This is a genomic window from Alcaligenes sp. NLF5-7 (assembly GCF_024266725.1).
Lineage (GTDB): Bacteria > Pseudomonadota > Gammaproteobacteria > Burkholderiales > Burkholderiaceae_B > Alcaligenes > Alcaligenes phenolicus.
This window is the reverse complement of the sequence record NZ_CP100755.1, coordinates 1,186,517-1,205,207: the sequence shown is the minus strand read 5'-3', so window position 1 is coordinate 1,205,207 and position 18,691 is coordinate 1,186,517. Positions and strand designations below refer to the sequence as shown.

General features: G+C 53.8%; 16 protein-coding genes. 9 read left to right on the top strand and 7 right to left on the bottom strand.

Annotated elements, in window-relative coordinates; translation table 11 throughout:
• Positions 1-7: 7 nt before the first annotated feature.
• From MID00_RS05700 to MID00_RS05690, 3 genes are all read left to right on the top strand, one after another.
• Positions 8-3,118 carry a type I restriction endonuclease subunit R gene (locus MID00_RS05700; RefSeq protein WP_254499912.1) on the top strand — a complete coding sequence of 1,037 codons (3,111 nt, stop codon included), beginning with the start codon at positions 8-10 and terminating at the stop codon, positions 3,116-3,118.
• Entirely contained in the window at positions 3,115-3,837 is a 723-nt protein-coding gene (locus MID00_RS05695; protein ID WP_254499910.1) for a M48 family metallopeptidase, read from the top strand. The genes MID00_RS05700 and MID00_RS05695 overlap by 4 nt, the downstream gene beginning before the upstream one ends.
• Before the next feature lie 73 nt (positions 3,838-3,910).
• Positions 3,911-4,912, top strand: coding sequence for a restriction endonuclease (locus MID00_RS05690; RefSeq protein WP_254499909.1), 1,002 nt, complete (start codon positions 3,911-3,913; stop codon positions 4,910-4,912).
• A 206-nt stretch (positions 4,913-5,118) separates the two neighbouring features.
• Here the strand turns inward: MID00_RS05690 and MID00_RS05685 are convergent, their stop codons facing one another.
• Together MID00_RS05685 and MID00_RS05680 are read right to left on the bottom strand one after the other, a co-directional pair.
• Positions 5,119-5,664 (bottom strand): hypothetical protein, encoded by a 546-nt coding sequence (locus tag MID00_RS05685; RefSeq protein ID WP_035273628.1) that lies wholly within the window; start codon positions 5,662-5,664, stop codon positions 5,119-5,121.
• 52 nt (positions 5,665-5,716) lie between these two features.
• Entirely contained in the window at positions 5,717-6,151 is a 435-nt protein-coding gene (locus tag MID00_RS05680) for a hypothetical protein (RefSeq protein ID WP_254499908.1), read from the bottom strand.
• An 846-nt stretch (positions 6,152-6,997) separates the two neighbouring features.
• On the opposite strand from MID00_RS05680, the gene MID00_RS05675 reads away from it, so the two are divergent.
• The gene (locus tag MID00_RS05675) at positions 6,998-8,032 is read left to right on the top strand and encodes a porin (RefSeq protein WP_226348180.1); all 1,035 of its coding nucleotides are present in this window, start codon (positions 6,998-7,000) and stop codon (positions 8,030-8,032) included.
• Positions 8,033-8,113: 81 nt separating this feature from the next.
• Here the strand turns inward: MID00_RS05675 and dkgB are convergent, their stop codons facing one another.
• Complete coding sequence (dkgB, locus tag MID00_RS05670; RefSeq protein WP_254499906.1) at positions 8,114-8,917, bottom strand: 2,5-didehydrogluconate reductase DkgB; 804 nt, start codon at positions 8,915-8,917, stop codon at positions 8,114-8,116.
• A 151-nt stretch (positions 8,918-9,068) separates the two neighbouring features.
• Entirely contained in the window at positions 9,069-10,274 is a 1,206-nt protein-coding gene (locus MID00_RS05665) for an MFS transporter (RefSeq protein ID WP_254499903.1), read from the bottom strand.
• A gap of 104 nt (positions 10,275-10,378) precedes the next feature.
• Here MID00_RS05665 and MID00_RS05660 point away from each other — a divergent pair, with 104 nt between their 5' ends.
• From MID00_RS05660 to MID00_RS05645, 4 genes are all read left to right on the top strand, one after another.
• A complete protein-coding gene (locus tag MID00_RS05660; protein ID WP_254499902.1) occupies positions 10,379-11,284 on the top strand; it encodes a LysR family transcriptional regulator in 906 nt (301 codons plus the stop codon).
• 168 nt (positions 11,285-11,452) lie between these two features.
• Complete coding sequence (gene chrA / locus MID00_RS05655) at positions 11,453-12,727, top strand: chromate efflux transporter (protein WP_254499900.1); 1,275 nt, start codon at positions 11,453-11,455, stop codon at positions 12,725-12,727.
• Between the two features lie 196 nt (positions 12,728-12,923).
• A complete protein-coding gene (locus tag MID00_RS05650) occupies positions 12,924-13,445 on the top strand; it encodes a ferritin-like domain-containing protein (protein ID WP_009463738.1) in 522 nt (173 codons plus the stop codon).
• Between the two features lie 131 nt (positions 13,446-13,576).
• A complete protein-coding gene (locus tag MID00_RS05645) occupies positions 13,577-13,861 on the top strand; it encodes a hypothetical protein (RefSeq protein WP_009463740.1) in 285 nt (94 codons plus the stop codon).
• A 50-nt stretch (positions 13,862-13,911) separates the two neighbouring features.
• On the opposite strand, the gene MID00_RS05640 is transcribed toward MID00_RS05645, so the two are convergent.
• Entirely contained in the window at positions 13,912-15,474 is a 1,563-nt protein-coding gene (locus tag MID00_RS05640) for a sulfatase-like hydrolase/transferase (protein ID WP_254499898.1), read from the bottom strand.
• A gap of 18 nt (positions 15,475-15,492) precedes the next feature.
• Positions 15,493-16,470 carry a tripartite tricarboxylate transporter substrate-binding protein gene (locus MID00_RS05635; protein ID WP_254499897.1) on the bottom strand — a complete coding sequence of 326 codons (978 nt, stop codon included), beginning with the start codon at positions 16,468-16,470 and terminating at the stop codon, positions 15,493-15,495.
• Positions 16,471-16,572: 102 nt separating this feature from the next.
• On the opposite strand from MID00_RS05635, the gene MID00_RS05630 reads away from it, so the two are divergent.
• The gene (locus MID00_RS05630) at positions 16,573-17,103 is read left to right on the top strand and encodes a MarR family winged helix-turn-helix transcriptional regulator (RefSeq protein WP_254002629.1); all 531 of its coding nucleotides are present in this window, start codon (positions 16,573-16,575) and stop codon (positions 17,101-17,103) included.
• Between the two features lie 109 nt (positions 17,104-17,212).
• On the opposite strand, the gene MID00_RS05625 is transcribed toward MID00_RS05630, so the two are convergent.
• Positions 17,213-18,688, bottom strand: coding sequence for an efflux transporter outer membrane subunit (locus MID00_RS05625; protein ID WP_302329849.1), 1,476 nt, complete (start codon positions 18,686-18,688; stop codon positions 17,213-17,215).
• Between the last annotated feature and the right edge of the window lie 3 nt (positions 18,689-18,691).

Here is an 18,691-nt window from a genome sequence, read left to right as displayed (position 1 = left end):
CTTTGCCATGTTCCAAGACGAAATCCAGAAAGTTGAACAGCCCGCCATTGAACTGCTTCAGCGTCTCGGTTGGACGTATATTCCTGGCGCGTTGCTTACGCCTGACGCACCGACTCAATACGGTCAAAAAGCTGAGCGGGCCTATTACCGCGATGTCGTACTAGCCAATCGCTTGGAACGGGCAATCCAACGCCTAAACCCATGGCTCAGTGAAGAGAATCTACGTAAAGTGCTGCGTGACATCACGCATCCGATCCATGCGGGGCTGATGGAGTACAACCAAGCGTTTTGGCAAATGCTGGTTAATTATGTCTCTGTCGAGCAAGACCTTGGGAGAGGGCGCAAGGGCCAGACAGTCAAGATTATTGACTTCGACACCCCGGACAATAACGATTTTCTTTGTACTACTCAGTTCAAAATCGAAGGTCCGAACCAGAAGATCATTCCCGATATTGTTTGCTTCGTGAACGGCTTGCCTTTGGCCGTGATTGAGTGCAAATCCCCTTACATTGCAGATGCAGTGGCGCAGGGCATAGATCAGTTGCACCGTTATGCCAATTTGCGTGAGCCATCAGCCGAAGAGGGTGCACAGAAATTGTTCTGGTACAACCAGTTGATGGTGTCTACCTGCCGCGATCAGGCCAAGGTAGGGACAATTAGCTCAGGCATGTCGCATTACGCCGATTGGAAGGATGCCTACCCGCTGACTATCAGCCAGGTTCGTGATCTCTTGGAGGCTCCAGTCGCCAACGAAGCATTACCTACCTTGCTTAGCGATATGTCGGCTGCCCCTTATCTTATCAAGGCGACACGCCCTGCAGAGCGAGTTCACAGTGCCCCTGCCGCAATTACGGCCCAAGAGTGTTTGTTGGCGGGTATGTTTTACCGCTCGCATTTTCTGGACATTATTCAAAATTTTGTGATCTATGAGCCGATTGATGGTCGTCTGATCAAGAAAGTGGCTCGCTATCAACAGTATCGAGCGGTTAACAAGGTTATTGACCGTCTGAAGAACGGAGTTACCCGTAAAGAAAAGTCGGGGGTGGTGTGGCATACCCAAGGTTCAGGTAAGAGTCTGACGATGGTTATGCTGGCGGTGAAGATGCGGCGCGATCCGGTCCTAAAGCAGTACAAACTGGTGTTCGTGACTGACCGCACTCAACTGGACAGCCAACTGTCCACGACTTTTCGCAATGCGCAAAATGAGACAGTGCATAACGCGGATTCCGTGGCTGATCTACGCAGCTTGCTGCAGAAGGATGCGTCCGACATTGTGACAGCCATGGTGCAGAAGTTTCAGGAAGCTGAACAAGAAGGCGACTTTAGCAAGCTGAACATCAGCGACAAGATTATTGTGCTGGCAGACGAAGCACATCGGACGCAGTTTGGTGGCTTAGCCATGACTATTAATGCCGCTCTGCCCAACGCGCCCAAGATTGGTTTTACGGGTACGCCATTACTAAAGACCCAGAAAATGGATCAGGCTTTTGGCGGTTATATCGATCAGTACAAGATTAATGAAGCCGTTGAGGATGGTGCTACGGTGCGCATCATCTATGAAGGTCGCCAGGTGAAAACCGATGTTGTGGGTGACTCGTTGGATGTTTTGTTTGAAGAGTATTTTCAAGACTACAGCGAGGAAGACAAGCGAGCGATCAAGAAGAAATATGGTGTTGAGCGTGCTGTGCGTGAAGCACCAGCACGGATTCGTTGGGTCTGTATCGACCTTTTAAAGCATTACCGAGAACATATCCTGCCTAACGGCTTTAAAGGCATGATCGTTGTAGGTAGTCGCCATGCTGCGACGATCTTCAAAAAGACCCTGGATGAGTTGGGTGCCCCGCCAAGCGAAGTGATTATTTCGGGTAGTCATAATGACCCGGCTTATTTGGCGCAGTACACCGATAGTACGCGCCAGAAGTCCATTATCAAGAACTTCACCAAGCCGTTAGACGAAGACCCGACCGCCTTGCTCATCGTGAAGGATATGCTGTTGACGGGTTTTGATGCGCCGATCGCTCAAGTGATGTATATCGACCGTAGTCTGAAAGATCACACCTTGATGCAGGCTATCGCACGTGTCAATCGAACCTATAAGGGAAAACAAGCCGGTTTCATCGTGGATTACTACGGGCTATCGGATCATTTGACGCAGGCATTGGATCTGTTTAGCAGCGATGATGTAGAAGGTAGTTATGTGACTTTGCGCGACGAGATTCCTAAGTTGGAGGCTACTCATACTCGAGTGGCAGCCATCTTTAAAACGGTACAGGGTCACGATGTTGATGACTATGTTTTGTACCTCAAAGATGAGGAAATTCGTCAACAGTTTGATATAGCCTTTAAGAAGTTTGCAAAGCAGATGGACGTTGTTCTGCCTGATGCAGCCGCCAAACCTTTTTTAGCGGACCTTCGACTATGGGGCAAAGTGCAGCATGCCGCTCGTAACAGGTATTACGATCCGGGTCTAAATCTGCATGATGCGGGAGCCAAGGTACGCAAGCTGGTGGATGAACATATCATCAGTACTGGCGTTGACCCGAAAATCCCACCTATAGATTTGATGGATGCAAACTTCAAGATAAGTATCGACGACACCAAGTCGCTGGAGTCACGGGCCTCAGAAATTGAAAGTGCCATCAAACACCATATCACCGTGAATCTGGATGAAGACCCCGAATACTATAAGTCGCTGAGCCTACGCTTACGGGACATTATTGAGCAAACAAATGGTAAGTGGGAGCAGCAGTTGGAGTTGCTGCTGCATATGGTTGGCACCATGAAGACCGACCACCAGCAGGCGGCTGAGGCCCTTGGTTTAAACCCAACTGAGTATGCGTTCTATAACATTTTGATGGCGGAAGTGACGCAGCTTTTAGGTGAGGATACGGTTAGCGAGACAGTGAATGACGAAATCAAGTTGAAAAGCCAGGCACTGGTGGGTGTTTTTGAGGAAGCGACCCGTATTGTGGATTTTTTTCGGAAACCGGATGAGATCAAGCGCATGAAAAAAGAAATCAAACGTGCGCTTATGGATTGTTCGTTTAACGATAGAGCCTTGGTAAGTGTGCTTCAAGATCGGTTTATGGAACTTGCAAAAACCAAGTTTGCGTCATGATTGATAGGAAGAACGCGCAAGGCGAGTTTCGTGACGGTGACGGGTTTATAGCTGAAGTCATTCGTACAGACCGCAAGAAAACGGCTGATTTGCGTGTCGAGGACGGTGCTGTTTCCATTGTGGTTCCCCATCATGTTAGCGTCGAAAAAATCGACCAGATTTTGGCGAAAAAGCGGCTCTGGATTAAAGAAAAATTGGCGCTATATCAAGAAATAGCACCTGCTGGTGGCAAAGCATTTGTCTCTGGGGAGGCCTTTCCTTACCTGGGGCGCAATTATCGTTTGAAGGTGGAGCACGGCAACTTTGCTCCTGTGCGCCTGATACAAGGTAGGCTGCTTGTCCGTGCTCCACAAGGTAGCGAGCAGCCGCACATGGTACGAAATGCTTTGGTGCGTTGGTACAAGCGGCAAGCAGCACAAAAGCTGTCAGAAAAAGTAGCGCGTTTTGCGCCTATCGTAGGCGTCCTCCCTAATGGTGTAGGCGTTAAAACCTTTCGGTCCCGTTGGGGAAGTTGTACCGCCCACGGCAAGCTAGAGTTCAACTGGCAGATCACTATGGCCCCGAACAGGATGGTGGATTACGTGGTGATTCATGAGCTTTGTCATCTTATTCGCCATGATCATTCGCCTGCATTTTGGAAGGAAGTGGCGCGGGTGATGCCCGATTATCTAGAGTGTCGCTTGTGGCTGAGGGAAAACGGGGAAAACCTAAGGGTCTGACACAAGAGGCGGACCTGGTAATAGTGGCACAACGGTTTGTTGTTGCAAAGTCATTGAAGAGGCACATAATTTTATGAAAAACATGTGGATGATTCGAGGAGACGCTGGCCGTCTTTACGACGATTTTCGCGAGCAAAAAATAGCGGCGATCGGGTGGTCTCAGATTGCTGAACAGGCTAAGCCAGGTGTTTCTCGTCAGGCCCTTACTCATGCATATTTAGCAGGAGAGCCAGGGATCAAAGAGGGTACCGCTATTTCAGGAGCCTCTCAGGTTTTTCGTTTTGTGAATGAGGTGAAAGAAGACGATGACGTGGTGACATATTCGCCAGCGACACGGACGTATTTAGTTGGAAAGTTCAAAAGTCCATCGCAATACAATCCAGGTGGTGCCGAAAATGGCATGGCACTGACTCGCGCTGTTGAATGGAAGGTAGAAGAGGTTGATCGGGACTTACTGAGCATTGCTAGTAAAAACAGTCTTGGCTCTACCCTTACTGTATTCAAGGTCCCTGACTTTGCTCGTCAGGAATTGTTGGCTCTCGCCGCAGGAAAGCCAAGCACCATTAATCCAGTACTTGAAAAGCTGGATGATGAGCAGTTAGATGATCCTTTAAAAGGTCTGAGTGATATTGCGTTTGAGCGGATCAAGGATCAGATCAATGGCTTGGGTTGGGAGGAAATGCAAGAGCTGGTCGCGGGTATATTACGTGCGATGGGGTATAAGACGACTGTGTCCTCAGTTGGTGCGGACAGAGGTAAGGATATTCTGGCATCCCCGGATGGATTCGGTTTTCAACAACCTCGTATCGTCGTTGAAGTAAAGCATCGGAATGGCCGTATTTCCAGCCCCCAAATACGTAGCTTCTTAGGAGGGCGTCATAAGGACGATAGAGGGCTCTTTGTCAGTACCGGAGGCTTTACTAAGGATGCCTATTATGAGGCTGATCGAGCTAATGTGCCATTGATGCTTTGGACTCTGGAAGAGTTGGCCAGAGCACTAATGGATAATTATCAGGATACTGATATGGCTACCAAGCAGTTAGTGCCGCTTAAGTATTTTTATGTACCTGCATAGTAGTGCGCAAGTATTTCACTGTGCAGTGCATTGTTGCTGATGGGGCGGCTAAGCCGTGGCTAACAAAACGTATGGCGATGTGTCGTGATCCTCGCTCTTGCGATGCCAGGATAGTGCAACAAAAGGTGTAGTTAAAAAGGGAGCCTGCGAACAGCTCCCTGTTGGCTTCATCAGAACATGTAGCCTTTCAAACCGGATAGGCAGAATCAAGTCGGCTTAACCAGATACCCCCTCATCCCCAAAAGCCGTGCAGGTTGTTTGGATGTCAAGTCTGATAACTTGTCATAAATATCAATAAGCGGCGTGCCCTTACTTAGTTCCAGCTCATACAAGGCGACTTTCTCCGCCTGGTATTTGGCATCAGCCATCATGAAATAGGCGGTGCTTTCTTCCGTGACCGGCTCCCGTGTATTTGAGTAGTACATCGGTCCACCTTTTAGCCAGTCGGTGATATCAACCATGATTTCGTGCAGGGCTAGTCTTTTGGGCCCTCCTTCATACACGATATCTTTCAGAAAAGCGCCAAATTCCCTTTCGTCCATTTTGCTGACGGTGTCGCGCATTGCAAAGCTGCCATGCTTAAGCTCGGTGACCTGAGCTTGTTGTTGAGCTGCGGATGAGATTGTTACTCGTGTCGAGGCTGATTCAAGAGCGGCTTGGAAGCTGGTCGTAGTAGTGCTTGCGTTGGGCGGCTGTTGATTGACGTTTGTGCCAACCAAAGCAAATTTGGGAGTTGATGAGTTGATAAGCATGGGTCACATCCAGAAGTGGGGGCCCCAGTGAGTTTATGGAGCCCCGAGAAGATCAGGGGTACGAGTAGTACACGGTCACGGTTGTGGGGACATAGATGGGTGGTCGTCCGCTACCCCAGCTTCTGACATCAAAAATGACGTAGAAAGGTTTGCTGGCATCGAGGTCATTAAAAACTCGAGTGGTCAGATCTTTGCCAAGAAAACTGACGCAGTTTGTAGTGCTGTTCCAGCAGAGTTTGTTGTTGGCCGAGATGGTGTTGGCTTGAGTTCCCGACATGCCAACTTCGACACGGGTAATTCTAGAGCCGGGAGGGATGTTGTGGCCGAACCTGCTTGGGTCGTAGGTTTCCTGATAGGAGCTTAGTCTGTTCAGTTGGAATGTTTGTGTGCCCATCCAGTAAGAGCTGGCGGCGTGTGTTGGGGCGATAAAGAGCAGGTTTTGCAGCAATAAAAAAAACAATGATGCTATAGAGGTTCTATTTTTCACGCCATTTCCTTGCTTTTGATTAAGAGTAATTTTTAGTTTATTCGTTTGTTTTTTATTAAAAAACAAGGATTGGTATGTGAAACAGCTTTAATTCATTTTTTTCTTTTTTTTATTGTTTTTTATTAGTATGCTAATAATTAAATATTAATATATTTTAATTCTATTTTTATTTATTAATTATTAATTGTCATTTATTTTAAATTTCTGTTGTTTTTAAAAAATATGACTTTTGGATTTAGCAAATTTTTTTCCCGCTTCTGACCTTAGAGGGTCAAGTAGGCAAGAAGAGAACGCTCGTCTTTAGGTAAGGGACATCAGCATTCTCCTGTAGGCATCAGGCCACTCTTCGACTGGGGGTTTAGGCGGCAAGTTATGCTGGTTTGAGTCCGGTCTTGGCACGCTCAATCCTTGTTCGCATGCCGAATCTTTGGAAGATTTTGTAGTCTAGGCGTCACGTTAGGGAATACCTCTACAACCGGCCTGAGGCTCAACTTATCGATCTATCTTTCCCAAGCGGGTGCGCATCTACGCCTATGTCTATTGCGCTCTCTTTGGCTATGTAGAAAGTTCTCAATAGCAACAAATTCAGGCAAAAAAGGCGGTAGTGCCAGTACAAGGTGTGTGCTTCTTAAAGCAGGCCCAGGAATAACCGTTATCACCCGCATCTTTCCAAACCACTTGTAAGTGACAGTAAAAATTAAAAGTCCCTAGAAAAATTGGGTTTGTTCGCTTTGCCTGTTTGTACTGCCGAAGTGGATGACACCCAGTCAGGGCTCCCCCTTAGAAAAAGGGAAGGGGGATCACCACAATACTGAAAACGATAACGGAGACACAATGGTTCTAAAGATGCCGATATTGGCAGGCGGGCTGCTGGCCGCTTTGCTGGGAATAGGGTCAACTGCCCACGCTCAATCCAATGTGCAGCTGTACGGTCTGGTCGATGCCTGGGCAGGTATACATAAGCCTGTAGGAGGCAACAAGCGGGAAGGGACGGTAGGCGGGGGAGGGATGACAACCTCTTACTGGGGCTTGAAAGGCCAGGAGGAGTTGTCCAACGGTGTTCGCGCCGTGTTTGCCATGGAAGGGTTCTTCCGGCCAGAGACAGGCCAAGCGGGGCGGTTCAATGGCGATCCCATGTTTTCTCGTAGTGCTTATGTGGGTTTGCAAAGTGATGATGCAGGTACCTTGACGTTGGGGCGGCTGACTACGCCTTATTTCGTCTCCACCATTTTGTTTAACCCGTTTGGCGATTCCTACACTTTCTCCCCGTCGGTGTTTCACACGTATCTGGGGATGGAAGGCCAAGGCGTGCTGGGCGATTCGGGCTGGAGCAATGCGGTCAAGTACACCACGCCAGACTTCAATGGCCTGACGGCAAACTTGATTTACGGGTTCAGTAACGAGCCTAACAAGTCTGGCTCCAATAAATGGGGTGGCAATGCGCTGTATTTCAATGGTGCTTTCTCTGCGACATTGGCCTATCAGCAGATCAAGTTCGACAATCAGGCGGATGATCTGGAAAACATTATTGTGGGCTTTCGTCATCAGCGAGCAAGCCAGTTAGGCATGGCTTATGACTTTGATTTCGCCAAGGTTTTTGCTCAGTTTCAGTACGTGAAGAACACCATCACTAGTGGTGACATCACGATGAAGGGCGGGCAGTTTGGTGTGTCTGTCCCCATGGGCGGCGGCAAGGTGCTGGCTTCGTATGGTCATACTCGTAGCAGCGGGGCGAGTGACGTCAAGCGCAACAGTTGGGCCTTGGGTTACGACTATGACCTTTCCAAGCGCACGGATGTTTATGCCGCGTATTACAGCGACAAACTGACTGGTTTGTCGCGTGGCGATACGTTTGGTGTGGGTATACGCACACGCTTCTAAACGGTTCACTGCAGTAGAAGGCAAGCAGACGACATGCCCGTAGACGTGTCGTCTGCTTTTGGGCTTATTGAATCCTTGGCCTCAATCCCAAACCGGCGCCAAACCCTCAGGATCAACTAAACGCTCCCCGCGATCCAGCTCTGCAATCTTCTGCAAATCCTCCGCATCCAGCTTCAGCTCGCCAGCCTTCAGGTTGCTTTCCAGATTCGCCCGTTTGGTCGACGAAGGAATCACCGAAAATCCTTGATGCATCGCCCAGGCCAGTGCCACTTGGGCCGCAGTCGCTCCATGTTTAGCTGCGATCTCCTGCAACACCGTATCCTGCACCGCCTTGCCGTAAGCCAAGGTCATGTAGGACGTCAGGTGCACGCCTTTCTCCCGTGCAAAGGCAGCCAGCTTGGCGTTTTGCAGGTAGGGGCTGATTTCTACCTGGTTGGTGGCGATGTTTTCTGCGCCAATGGCGTTGATGGCTTCGTCCAGCAGAGCGATGTTGAAGTTGGACACGCCAATCTGGCGGGTCAGGCCTTGTTCGCGTGCTTGCAGCAAGGTTTGGAGCGACTCTTTTAAAGGCACAGCGCCTTGTGGCGACGGCCAGTGGATCAAGGTCAGGTCTACGTGGTCGGTGCGCAGTTTCTCCAGGCTGGCTTTCAGGCTAGGGATCAGTTTGTCGGCAGACAGCTCGTCGATCCAGATCTTGGTGGTGATGAACAGTTGGTCCCGAGGCACTCCGGATTCGGCAATGGCTTGGCCAACTTCAGCTTCGTTCTCGTAGATCTGGGCGGTATCGACGGCGCGGTAGCCAACGTCCAGGGCGGTGCGTACTGAATCAATGGCCGCTTGTTCTTTCAGGCGGAAGGTGCCGAGGCCGATTTGTGGGATAGACATAGTGGTAACTCCATTTGAGTAAATTTGTACGGTTGGCAAGAGCCGCCCGTTGATGCGTATGGGGGAACGCTTCCAGTGCTGATTTCGGGAGCGTGCTCGGTGCTTTGGTGCAGCAGTATTGCTGGGTTGTTGCGTTGTTGGGGCTGGATGCTTAGCAAACCGCCAGGGGCCTTGCCTTTACGTCCAGTTGATCTTCTTGATCTCGCTGATCCAGTTTGCCTGCCCAGACGGTTAGACTCAGGGCCAGCAGGACGACGATGGCCCCGATCCAGGCGGTATGAATCAGGCCGACGTTGGCGACGATCAGGCCACCACCCCAGGCTCCGATTGCAATTCCGATATTGAAGGCGGCGATGTTCAGGCCGGAGGCCACATCGACTGCTTCAGGGACAAAGCGTTGGGCCTGGTTAACAACATAGATCTGCAGTCCGGGTACGTTGCCAAATGCCACACCACCCCAGGCCAGTACGGTTGCCAGCATCAACCAAGGGTTGTGGGCGGTAAAGGTCAGGGCCAGCAGGACGATGGCCAGCAGCAGGAAAATCAGTTTCAGGGCGGGGATGGGGCCGCGTTGATCGGCCAGCTTGCCACCCCACAGATTACCGATGGCAACTGACACCCCGTAAGCCAGCATGACGCCGCCCACGGCGTGAATGGAAAAGCCCGTAATCTGTTCCAGCATGGGCGCCAGAAAGGTGAAGGCAATGAAAGAGCCGCCGTAGCCCACCGCTGTCATTGCGTACACCAGCAACAGTCGTGGTTGGGCGAAGACGCGGATTTGTTGACGCAGTGTGGCCGGTTTGCTGTGTACTACGTTCTTGGGCACAAAGAGCAGGCTACCCAGGAAGGCGATCACACCCAGGGCTGAGACAGCCAGGAAGGTGGTGCGCCAGCCGAACTGCTGGCCGATAAAGGTGCCCAGCGGTACGCCCGTCACCAGGGCAACGGTCAGGCCGGTGAACATGATGGCAATGGCGCTGGCGGCTTTTTCTTTGGGGACCAGGCTGGCCGCAATGGTGGAGCCAATGGAAAAGAACACGCCATGAGCCAGGCCGGTCAGAATACGGGCCACGATCAGGGATTCATAACCTGGTGCTTGCCAGGCCACCAGGTTGCCGATGGTGAACAGGGCCATCAAGCCCAGCATCAAGGCTTTGCGGGGGACCTTGCCGGTCAGGGCGGTCAGGACGGGGGCACCTACGGCAACGCCCAGGGCGTACAAGCTGACCAGCAGCCCGGCGGAGGGCAGGCTGACGGCCAGGTCCGCCGCGATGGTAGGGAGAAGGCCAACGATCACGAACTCTGTCGTTCCGATGGCAAAGGCACTGATGGTCAGCGCCAGTAGAGCTATAGGCATGATGGCATCCTTGCGTGGAGCATTGCAGAAGATGCCATTGTGTTCTTGATGATTTAGTCTAAAAAGTCCATATTGGTCGAAATACATTTGATTTAAAGTCAATAATGAAAACAACTCTGGATGAAATGCAGGCATTTATAGCCGTGGTGGATGCCGGTGCCATCTCGCGGGCGGCCGAGCATCTGGGGCTGACGGTGTCGGCGGTCAGCCGCACATTGAACAGGCTGGAGGAGAAGCTCAACACCACCTTGCTACGGCGTACCACACGGCGCTTGGAACTGACGGAGGAAGGGGCGGTTTTTCTGGAGCGAGCCCGATCCATTGTGGCCCATGTGGAGGAGGCGGAGGAGGATCTGGCCATACGCCGGCAGCAGCCAGTAGGGCGCTTGCGGGTGGATGCGGCCTCGCCTTTTATTCTGCATTGCGTGGTGCCGATTGTGCCCGGCTATAAGGAGCGTTATCCGCAGGTCAGCCTGGAGCTGACCAGTAATGAAGGATGGATTGATCTGCTGGAGCATCGCACGGATGTGGCTATTCGGATTGGTCGGCTCAAGGACTCTACCTTGCATGCGCGACCTATTGGCAACACGCGTCTGCGCGTGATGGCTTCACCTGCTTATCTGGAAAAGCACGGTCATCCGCGTGACGTGGCCGATCTGGATAATCATGTTTTGCTGGGCTTTACCCAGCCGCTATCTCTGAATGAATGGCCCTTGCCTGCGCAGGACGGGATGCCGGTGCATATCAAGCCAAGTATTGCCGCTTCCAGTGGGGAAACCTTGCGGCAATTGGCGCTGGATGGCGTGGGGATTGTGTCGTTGTCGGACTTCATGACGCACCGGGATCGCGAGGCAGGACGTTTGGTGCAGTTGTTCCCGAAACGCACGCTGGAGATGTGTCAGCCTATCAATGCGGTGTACTACCGCAATACGGCTTTATCGGCGCGGATTTCCACGTTTGTAAGCTATCTGAGCGAGTGCTGGGAGGCAGGGCTGGGTGGGTCGAAATAGCGCGTGATGAGGACGGTTCTGACGTTCTACATCACAGTATTCATATGTTGCCAGGCTAAGGTGTCTGTAGCTTGTCTATCGGCGGTAAGCAGAAAACTAATCAGCAGTAAAAACAGGTGGTGCAGATGACGTGTGCCGGATGTTGATCAAGGGGGGGAACAGGCAGCAATGAATAATTCGAACGAACCTGTGCAGACACAGACACAGACACAGACACCCACATCAGTACCGGCAGAAGTGCAGAGGCAGGTGTCGGATAGGCCAGGCAGCCCGCTGGAGGTCTTCTGGGCCTTCCTGAAACTCGGGCTGACTTCGTTTGGCGGCCCGATCGCGCACCTGGGTTATTTCCGTACCGAGTTCGTAGAGCGCCGTCGCTGGCTGGATGATCGCAGCTACTCCGATCTGCTTGCCCTGTGTCAGTTCTTGCCGGGCCCGGCCAGCAGCCAGGTCGGGATGGCGCTGGGGCTGGGGCGTGCCGGGTGGATGGGTTTGCTGGCAGCCTGGACCGGCTTTACCTTGCCATCGGCCATTGCATTGATTTTGTTTGCCATGGGATTGGCGGGACAGCAGGGGATTGCAGAGTCTGCGTGGGTACATGGGCTCAAGATTGTGGCGGTAGCAATTGTGGCCCAGGCGGTGTTGGGAATGGCCCGGTCCTTATGTCCTGATCGATCTCGTGCTGCATTGGCGATGGTGGCTGCTTTGTTAAGTCTGGCCTTGCCCTCGGCCTTTGGGCAGGTTCTGGCCATTGCGGTGACAGGTTTGATCGCATGGAGGAAATTGGACTTTGCTCAAGCAGGAGTGGCTCAGGCTCATTCGTTTCCGGTGTCTCGCAGGGTAGGGATGGCTGCCCTAGTGGCTTTTGTCGGGCTCTTGCTTGTTTTGCCCGTGTGGGCTGCGGCAACAGGCTCATCGATTGTTCAGTTACTTGAGGGGGTGTACCGATCTGGGGCACTGGTCTTTGGTGGGGGGCATGTTGTGTTGCCGCTCTTGCAGGCCTCTGTCGTACCGACAGGAATGGTCAGCAATGCGGACTTGATGGTGGGTTATGGAGCAGCGCAAGCAGTGCCGGGCCCACTGTTTACCTTCGCGGCTTATATCGGGGCGATGGCTCAATGGCCTTTGCAAGGCTGGCTGGGTGGCATGGCGCTGTTGGCACTGATTTTTATCCCGGCGTTCTTGATTCTGATTGGCGTCCTGCCTTTTTGGGAAGGGCTGCGACATCGGGCTGGTGTGCGCACGGCGATGGCAGGGATTAATGCAGGGGTGGTCGGCATCCTGGGGGCCGCGCTGTATGACCCGGTATGGACCAGTGCCATTCATGACAAGGCGGATTTTGGCTTGGCCTTGCTCTTGTTTGGCTTGTTGACGGTGGGGCGTGTACCGCCGGCGTTGGTTGTGCTTTTGGCGGGGCTGGGCGCCTTTCTAATGTCGATTATTTAAGTGTTTTGCTTGCCGTGTGTGATTGCCTGGCTTCAATTTTTCGGTCCGAGATGTGTGGGGGCTGATTCAAGAGGAAGCAGGTAGCTGTTTGGTGTTTTTCAAGGTGTGCGCGGGGCGCTGGCACCTTGGGAACGCCATATGCTGGGTATCAGTTGCTTGTCGCAGTTGCGGCAAGGTAAACCGACAGGAGAATGTCATGGATACCAATAAATCACGCGCGGACAAACACTTGATGGACTGGCTTCGAGACGCGCATGCAATGGAAGAACAGGCTGAGACGATGCTGAACAGCATGCTCTCGCGGGTGGAGAACTACCCGGAGTTGCATCAGCGCATTCAGCAACATATCAAGGAAACTCAGACACAGCAGGGGCTGGTGCGCGAATGCATAGAGCGGCGCGGTGGGGATACGTCCTTGCTCAAAGACCTGGGCGGGAAAGTTATGGCAGCGTTTCAGGGCTTTTCCGGGATCTTTGCCTCTGATGAGGTGGTGAAAGGCACGATGTTCAGCTTTGCCTTCGAAAACCTGGAAATTGCGGCCTACAGCCAGCTCAAGGAGGCCGCTGATTTTGTGGGCGATACGGAGACGGCGATGGTGTGCCATCAAATCCTGGAGCAAGAGCGCGCGATGGCTCGTTGGCTGGAAGAGCACTCACCGGAGTTGATACGGATCTTTCTGGCTCGTGCCAATGAAGGTCACAGTCAGGCCAAACCTTAGTCCACATCCGTCCAAGGCGGTTGATTGACGGCCTTGCTTGGCAGGTTTTCAGCTTGGGGGCAGCCATGAAGGCTACCAGGCACACTGTTTGCTGGAGCCTGTCTGCGCAACCTGATCTTTGGAGAGTCAGCATGAGTCCCACACGCAAAGGCAACACCGAAGGCTCGAATCAAGCCAAAGCACCGGAGCCCAGCAGCGAATCCCAAGTGGATATTGCCGGGCGGGTGCAGGAAGACCTGAAGGAAGTAAATGAACGCGGCAAAGACAAGGAGCGAAGGCGGCCGGTAGACCATAAAGCCACGCAGTTTGATGGTTCTCCGAACCCGGAACCCGACAAGAGTCCGTATTTGTTCAAGCCACATGACGATACGCCCACCATCTTGCCCAAGCGCCGCGGTCCGAAGAACCCGGACTAGGAAGGGGGCAAGCGCTTGATGCTACACGCTTGCCCTTTCTGCTCCTGGGCTTACCACTGCCCGAAAAATACCCCTGCTTTTTTATACGCATTGGTACCGCGCTCTACTTCTTCATCCGTCACGGTCGTTCGGCGTTTCAGGCTTGTGAACCACTGCAGCAAGCGCTCCCGACATTCAACCCGTACGTCTTCGTGGTCTGGAGATTGGCCCAGGTCGTTGAACTGCTCAGGATCGGCATGCAGGTCGTAGAGCTGCTCAGGCTCGTCCAGCCAATACACATAGCGCCAGCGGTCACTGCGCAGGGACCAGGCTCTGGCATTGGATGGTGATTTATCGCGTATCACGCGGGCCAGGCGATAGCTGTAATCCAGTTCGGAAAACACGCAGTCGCGCCAAGGTGGCTGGGTGCCATGTAGCAGGGGCAGCAAGTCTCGTCCCTCAAGGCGGTGGGAAGCCAGCGGCAGGCCCAGCCACGAGAGCATGGTGGGTAGCACATCCACGGCTTCGACCATTCTGTTATCGACTGTTCCCCGCGTAGCATTCGCCTCCGGTGACGGGTCGTAGACGATGAAAGGTACACGCTGCACGGTGTCGTAGAACAGCTCTTTCTCGCCCAGCCAATGATCGCCCAGGAAATCCCCATGGTCGGCCGTGAAGATGATCAGGGTGTTGTCCATCAGGCCATTGCGGGACATGAAGTCGAACAAGCGGCCCAGGTGGTCGTCCAATTGGGTAATAAGGCCCTGGTAGGCGGGTCTGACCGTGTTGATGCAGGTTTCGCTGGCGAAACTGACGCATTCCTCTTGCTGGCGGTAGGCCTCTACGATCGGATGCGCATTGCTTAATTCGGCCTCATTGCGCACTACGGGCAGGCATTGCTCGGCGCTATACATATCGTGGTAGGGCGCAGGAGCGATATAGGGCCAGTGTGGTTTGACGTAGCTCAGGTGCATCACCCAAGGTTCATCCCCCATGCGCTCCATGAAGGACAGGGCCTGGTCCGTCATATAGGCCGTTTCCGAGTGCTTTTCCTCTACCAGGGACGGGTAGCAAGCATTGCGCATGTGCCAGCCACTGACTGGCTGCCCATCGGGCCCGTGCGCAGAGATGACAAAGTCTGTCCATGGGTCGTCGGATTCATAACCATGACGCCGCAGGTAAGCCGGGTAGCCGCTTTCTTCTCCCGGTTCGTGGTGGCCGTCGTAGCGGTCTATCTCTTCAAACCCCCCTGTTTTAAGCAGGCGGGCCATTTCGCTGCCACCATCCAGAGCCAGTCGTTCCAGCCCCTTGTGGTCGACCATGATGTGGGTCTTGCCCGCCAATACCAGTTTATGCCCACCGGCGCGCAAATACTCGCCCATGGTGACTTCGCCTACCGACAAGGGCACGCGGTTCCAGGTGGCTCCGTGCGTCGACGGGTAGCGACCCGTGTAGTAGCTCATGCGGGATGGGCCGCAGACGCCGGAATTGACGAAAGCGCGATCAAAGCGCACCCCCTTGGCGGCCAAAGCATCCAGATGGGGGGTACGAATATGAGGGTGGCCGTAGCAGGCCAGGTGATCAGCCCGCAGTTGATCGGCCATGATGAACAGGACGTTCTTGCGTTGTGTCATGTTGTCTGTGTTGCTGGTTTATTGCGTGACTTTGAAGCCGGAAGCCTGAATAACCGGAGCCCATTGCTGGCGGAATTGTTCAATGCGGACGCGGGTTTCTTCTGCATCGGCAGATACGGGAATCAATTCATTTTTCAGCAGTGTTTCTTGCAGCGCCGGGTCGCGGGTGACTTCTTTAATGGCCGTGCCCAGGAAGGCGACTTTGTCGGCAGGCATGGAAGCCGGGGCAAAGAAGGCGTTCCAGCCTGAGGCTTCCAGGTCTACACCGGACTGTTTCAAGGTAAGTACGTCTGGCAGGGTGGTCTCTCGTTCGCTGCCCGAGGTGGCCAGAGTGCGGATGCGCTTGCCCTGGTGCTGAGACGTCAGTACATCCAGCGTATCGATAGCCAAGGGCAGTACGCCGCCGATCAAGTCTGTAATGACTGGGGCCGAACCGCGATAGCCGATGATCTCGCCCTTGGAGCCAATTTGCTGGGATAGCATCAAGCCGAAAAAGTGCGGCAGGCTGCCAGTGGCCGGGACGCCAATATTGAAGGCACCGGGATGCTCTTTGGCCCAGGCAATCAGTTGGCCCATGGTTTGAATGTCGCTGTCTGCCGACACCGCTACCCCAAAACCGTATTCAGTCACCATGGAAACGGCCTGGAAGTCGGTGTCGGGTTTGTAGGGGATGTCATTGAAAACCAGGGGAGCGACGACCATGACGGCGGGGTTGGCCAGGATCAGCACATTTTTGTCTGCCGCCGTACTTTTGACATACTGGGCGGCAATTCGGCCCCCGGCGCCGGTCTTGTTCTCGACCACAATGGGAATACCCAGTTTCTTGTGCAGACCGTCCGACACAATGCGTGCGGCCCGGTCAGACGCGCCTCCGGGCGCATAGGGCACAACGACAGTCAGGGTTTCAACGGGGCTTGCTGCGTGGGATAAACCAGTGAACAGCAGTCCTGACAGCAGACAGCTTGTTACCGTGGCGCGAAGGCGGTTCAGGGCCATGATTTGTCTCCTTTTTTTTGATTTCCATCAGTTTTTACCGCAGCTTACCAAGGGGGCTGATAGTTGTTCTAATCAAGTATCTTCAAGGTTAAAGGTCATCCCATGGTCAGCTCCCCCAAGCCTTCCCCTGCCTTGGCAAGCACTGCAGGCAGTGCGGCGCCCCTTACGCTGCCGGCCATGATGATGTTCCAGCTGTATCGAGCCTGGTCTGCCAGTAATCCGATTTTTATTCGCTTATGCGAGGGGCGTTTCAATATCACTCGCCGTGAATGGCGCATTCTGGCGATTGCCAACATGCATCCTGCTTTGACAGGCACGGCTTTGGCCGAGGCGGCAGCATTGGATACCGCTCGTTGCTCACGAGCGGTCAGTACTTTGTGCGAGAAAGGTTTGCTAAAGCGTACGCGCGATACCAAAGACACGCGCATTGTGCATGTCTCGGTGACGGAGTTGGGAGTGCAGCGTTATGAGGAGGTCATGCCGGTTGTTGCGTCCTTGAACGAGGAGATCTTTCAGGATTTGAGTGCAGCAGAACTGTCGGCCCTGAGCAGCATGCTGGATCGGGTTACTAGCCGGGCGGCATTGATGCTGGAAAGTAACGTCGTGCAGGAGCGGGCCCGTCGGAATCGTTAAGATCAACCGTGCTGCCCTGGCACTGCTAGAGCAGTGTCAGGGCCAGAGTGGGAGGTCCATCCATGCACGCCATGCACATGCCGTCCTGCCTCGGGCACAAAAGCGAGGTTCAAGTGTTGTGATCCGCCGAGTTTGTGTACTCCTTCCACCCACCCCCCAAAGCCTTGTACAGGTCAATCAGATTGCTCAGTCGTGCCAGGCGCGTTCTGACCAGTGTTTGCTGGCTGCTGTACAGGCTGCGATGTGCATCCAGAACGCTCAAGTAGTCGTCCATACCTTCCTGAAAGCGTTGCTCGGCCAGGGTTTGAGCCTCAAGGCTGGCCGTGACCGCCAGCTTCTCGGATTGGATCTGCTGGTCCAGCAGGCTTTTGCTTTCCAGCCCGTCCGCAACTTCCCGGAAAGCGACCTGAATGGTTTTTTCATACTGGGCGATTTCTATCCGTTTGCGCACATGGGCGACATCCAGATTTGCCAGCAGGGCACCGCCCTTGAAAATGGGCAGATTAATGCTGGGAAAAAAGCTCCAGGCCCGTGTACCCGAGTCGAACAGACCTTCCAGTGAAGCGCTGGCGGTTCCGATGGACCCAGTCAGGCTGATGGTAGGAAGAAAAGCAGCTCGTGCTGCGCCAATATGGGCGTTGGCGCCTCGAAGGGTTTGCTCGGCAGCCCGAATGTCGGGTCGGCGTACCAGCAGGTCGGAGGGCAGGCCGCCAGGTAGATCCGCCACAAGGATCTGATCGGGCAGCGTAACCGCCTCATCCAGCTGTCTGGATAGATCAGCGCTGAGTGCTTGTCCCAACAGCAGGACCAGAGCGTTGCGATCCAGGGCTGCCTGGCGGCTATAGGCGGCATAGCTGGATTCTGCCTGTCGCAGGGCGACTTCCGCGCGGCGCAGGTCCAGTTGGGTGGCATGGCCCAGTTCCTTTAACTGGCGACTTAATTCGTAGGAGCGCTGTTGCGTTGCCAGCGTGTCGCTGCTCAGGCGTAGTAGCTCCTGGTCGGCCCGCAACGTCAGATAGGTATTGGCCAGCTCGGTGATCAGGCTGGTTTGGGCCGCTACGCGAGTTTCATCCAGGGCCAGATAGTGGGCCAGTGCCTGTTCGTTCAGACTGCGGATGCGGCCCCATAGATCCAGCTCCCAGGCTGTGCTGACACCGCCCACCTCGTAGCGACGATTAAGCTGGCTGGTGCCAGTTGGATTTAGGTCGGCGGGAAGTCGCTCGGAGGCACCGCTGGCGGCCGCCTCCAGCTCTGGTAGCAGTTTGGCGCGTTGAATGCGATACAGCGCCTGTGCCGCTTCGACATTTAAGGCCGCTGTACGAAAGTCGCGGTTGTTTGCCAGTGAAATTTCTATCAGTTGCTGTAGTAGCGGGTCGCGGAAGAAGTCGCGCCAGCCTATTTCTGCAGCGATGACTGCAGCAGAGCTAGCCTCTTCGGTCATAAGGGGGGAAGCGGGATACGTGGCCTCGATAGGGGCTTCCGGCCGCTCGTACTTGGGAGCCAGCGTACAGCCTGTCAGTATCAATGCCAGGGCAAGGGGGCTGAGGCGTCGAACGCGGGGCAGAGAGGGGAAAATCATGTTCATGCT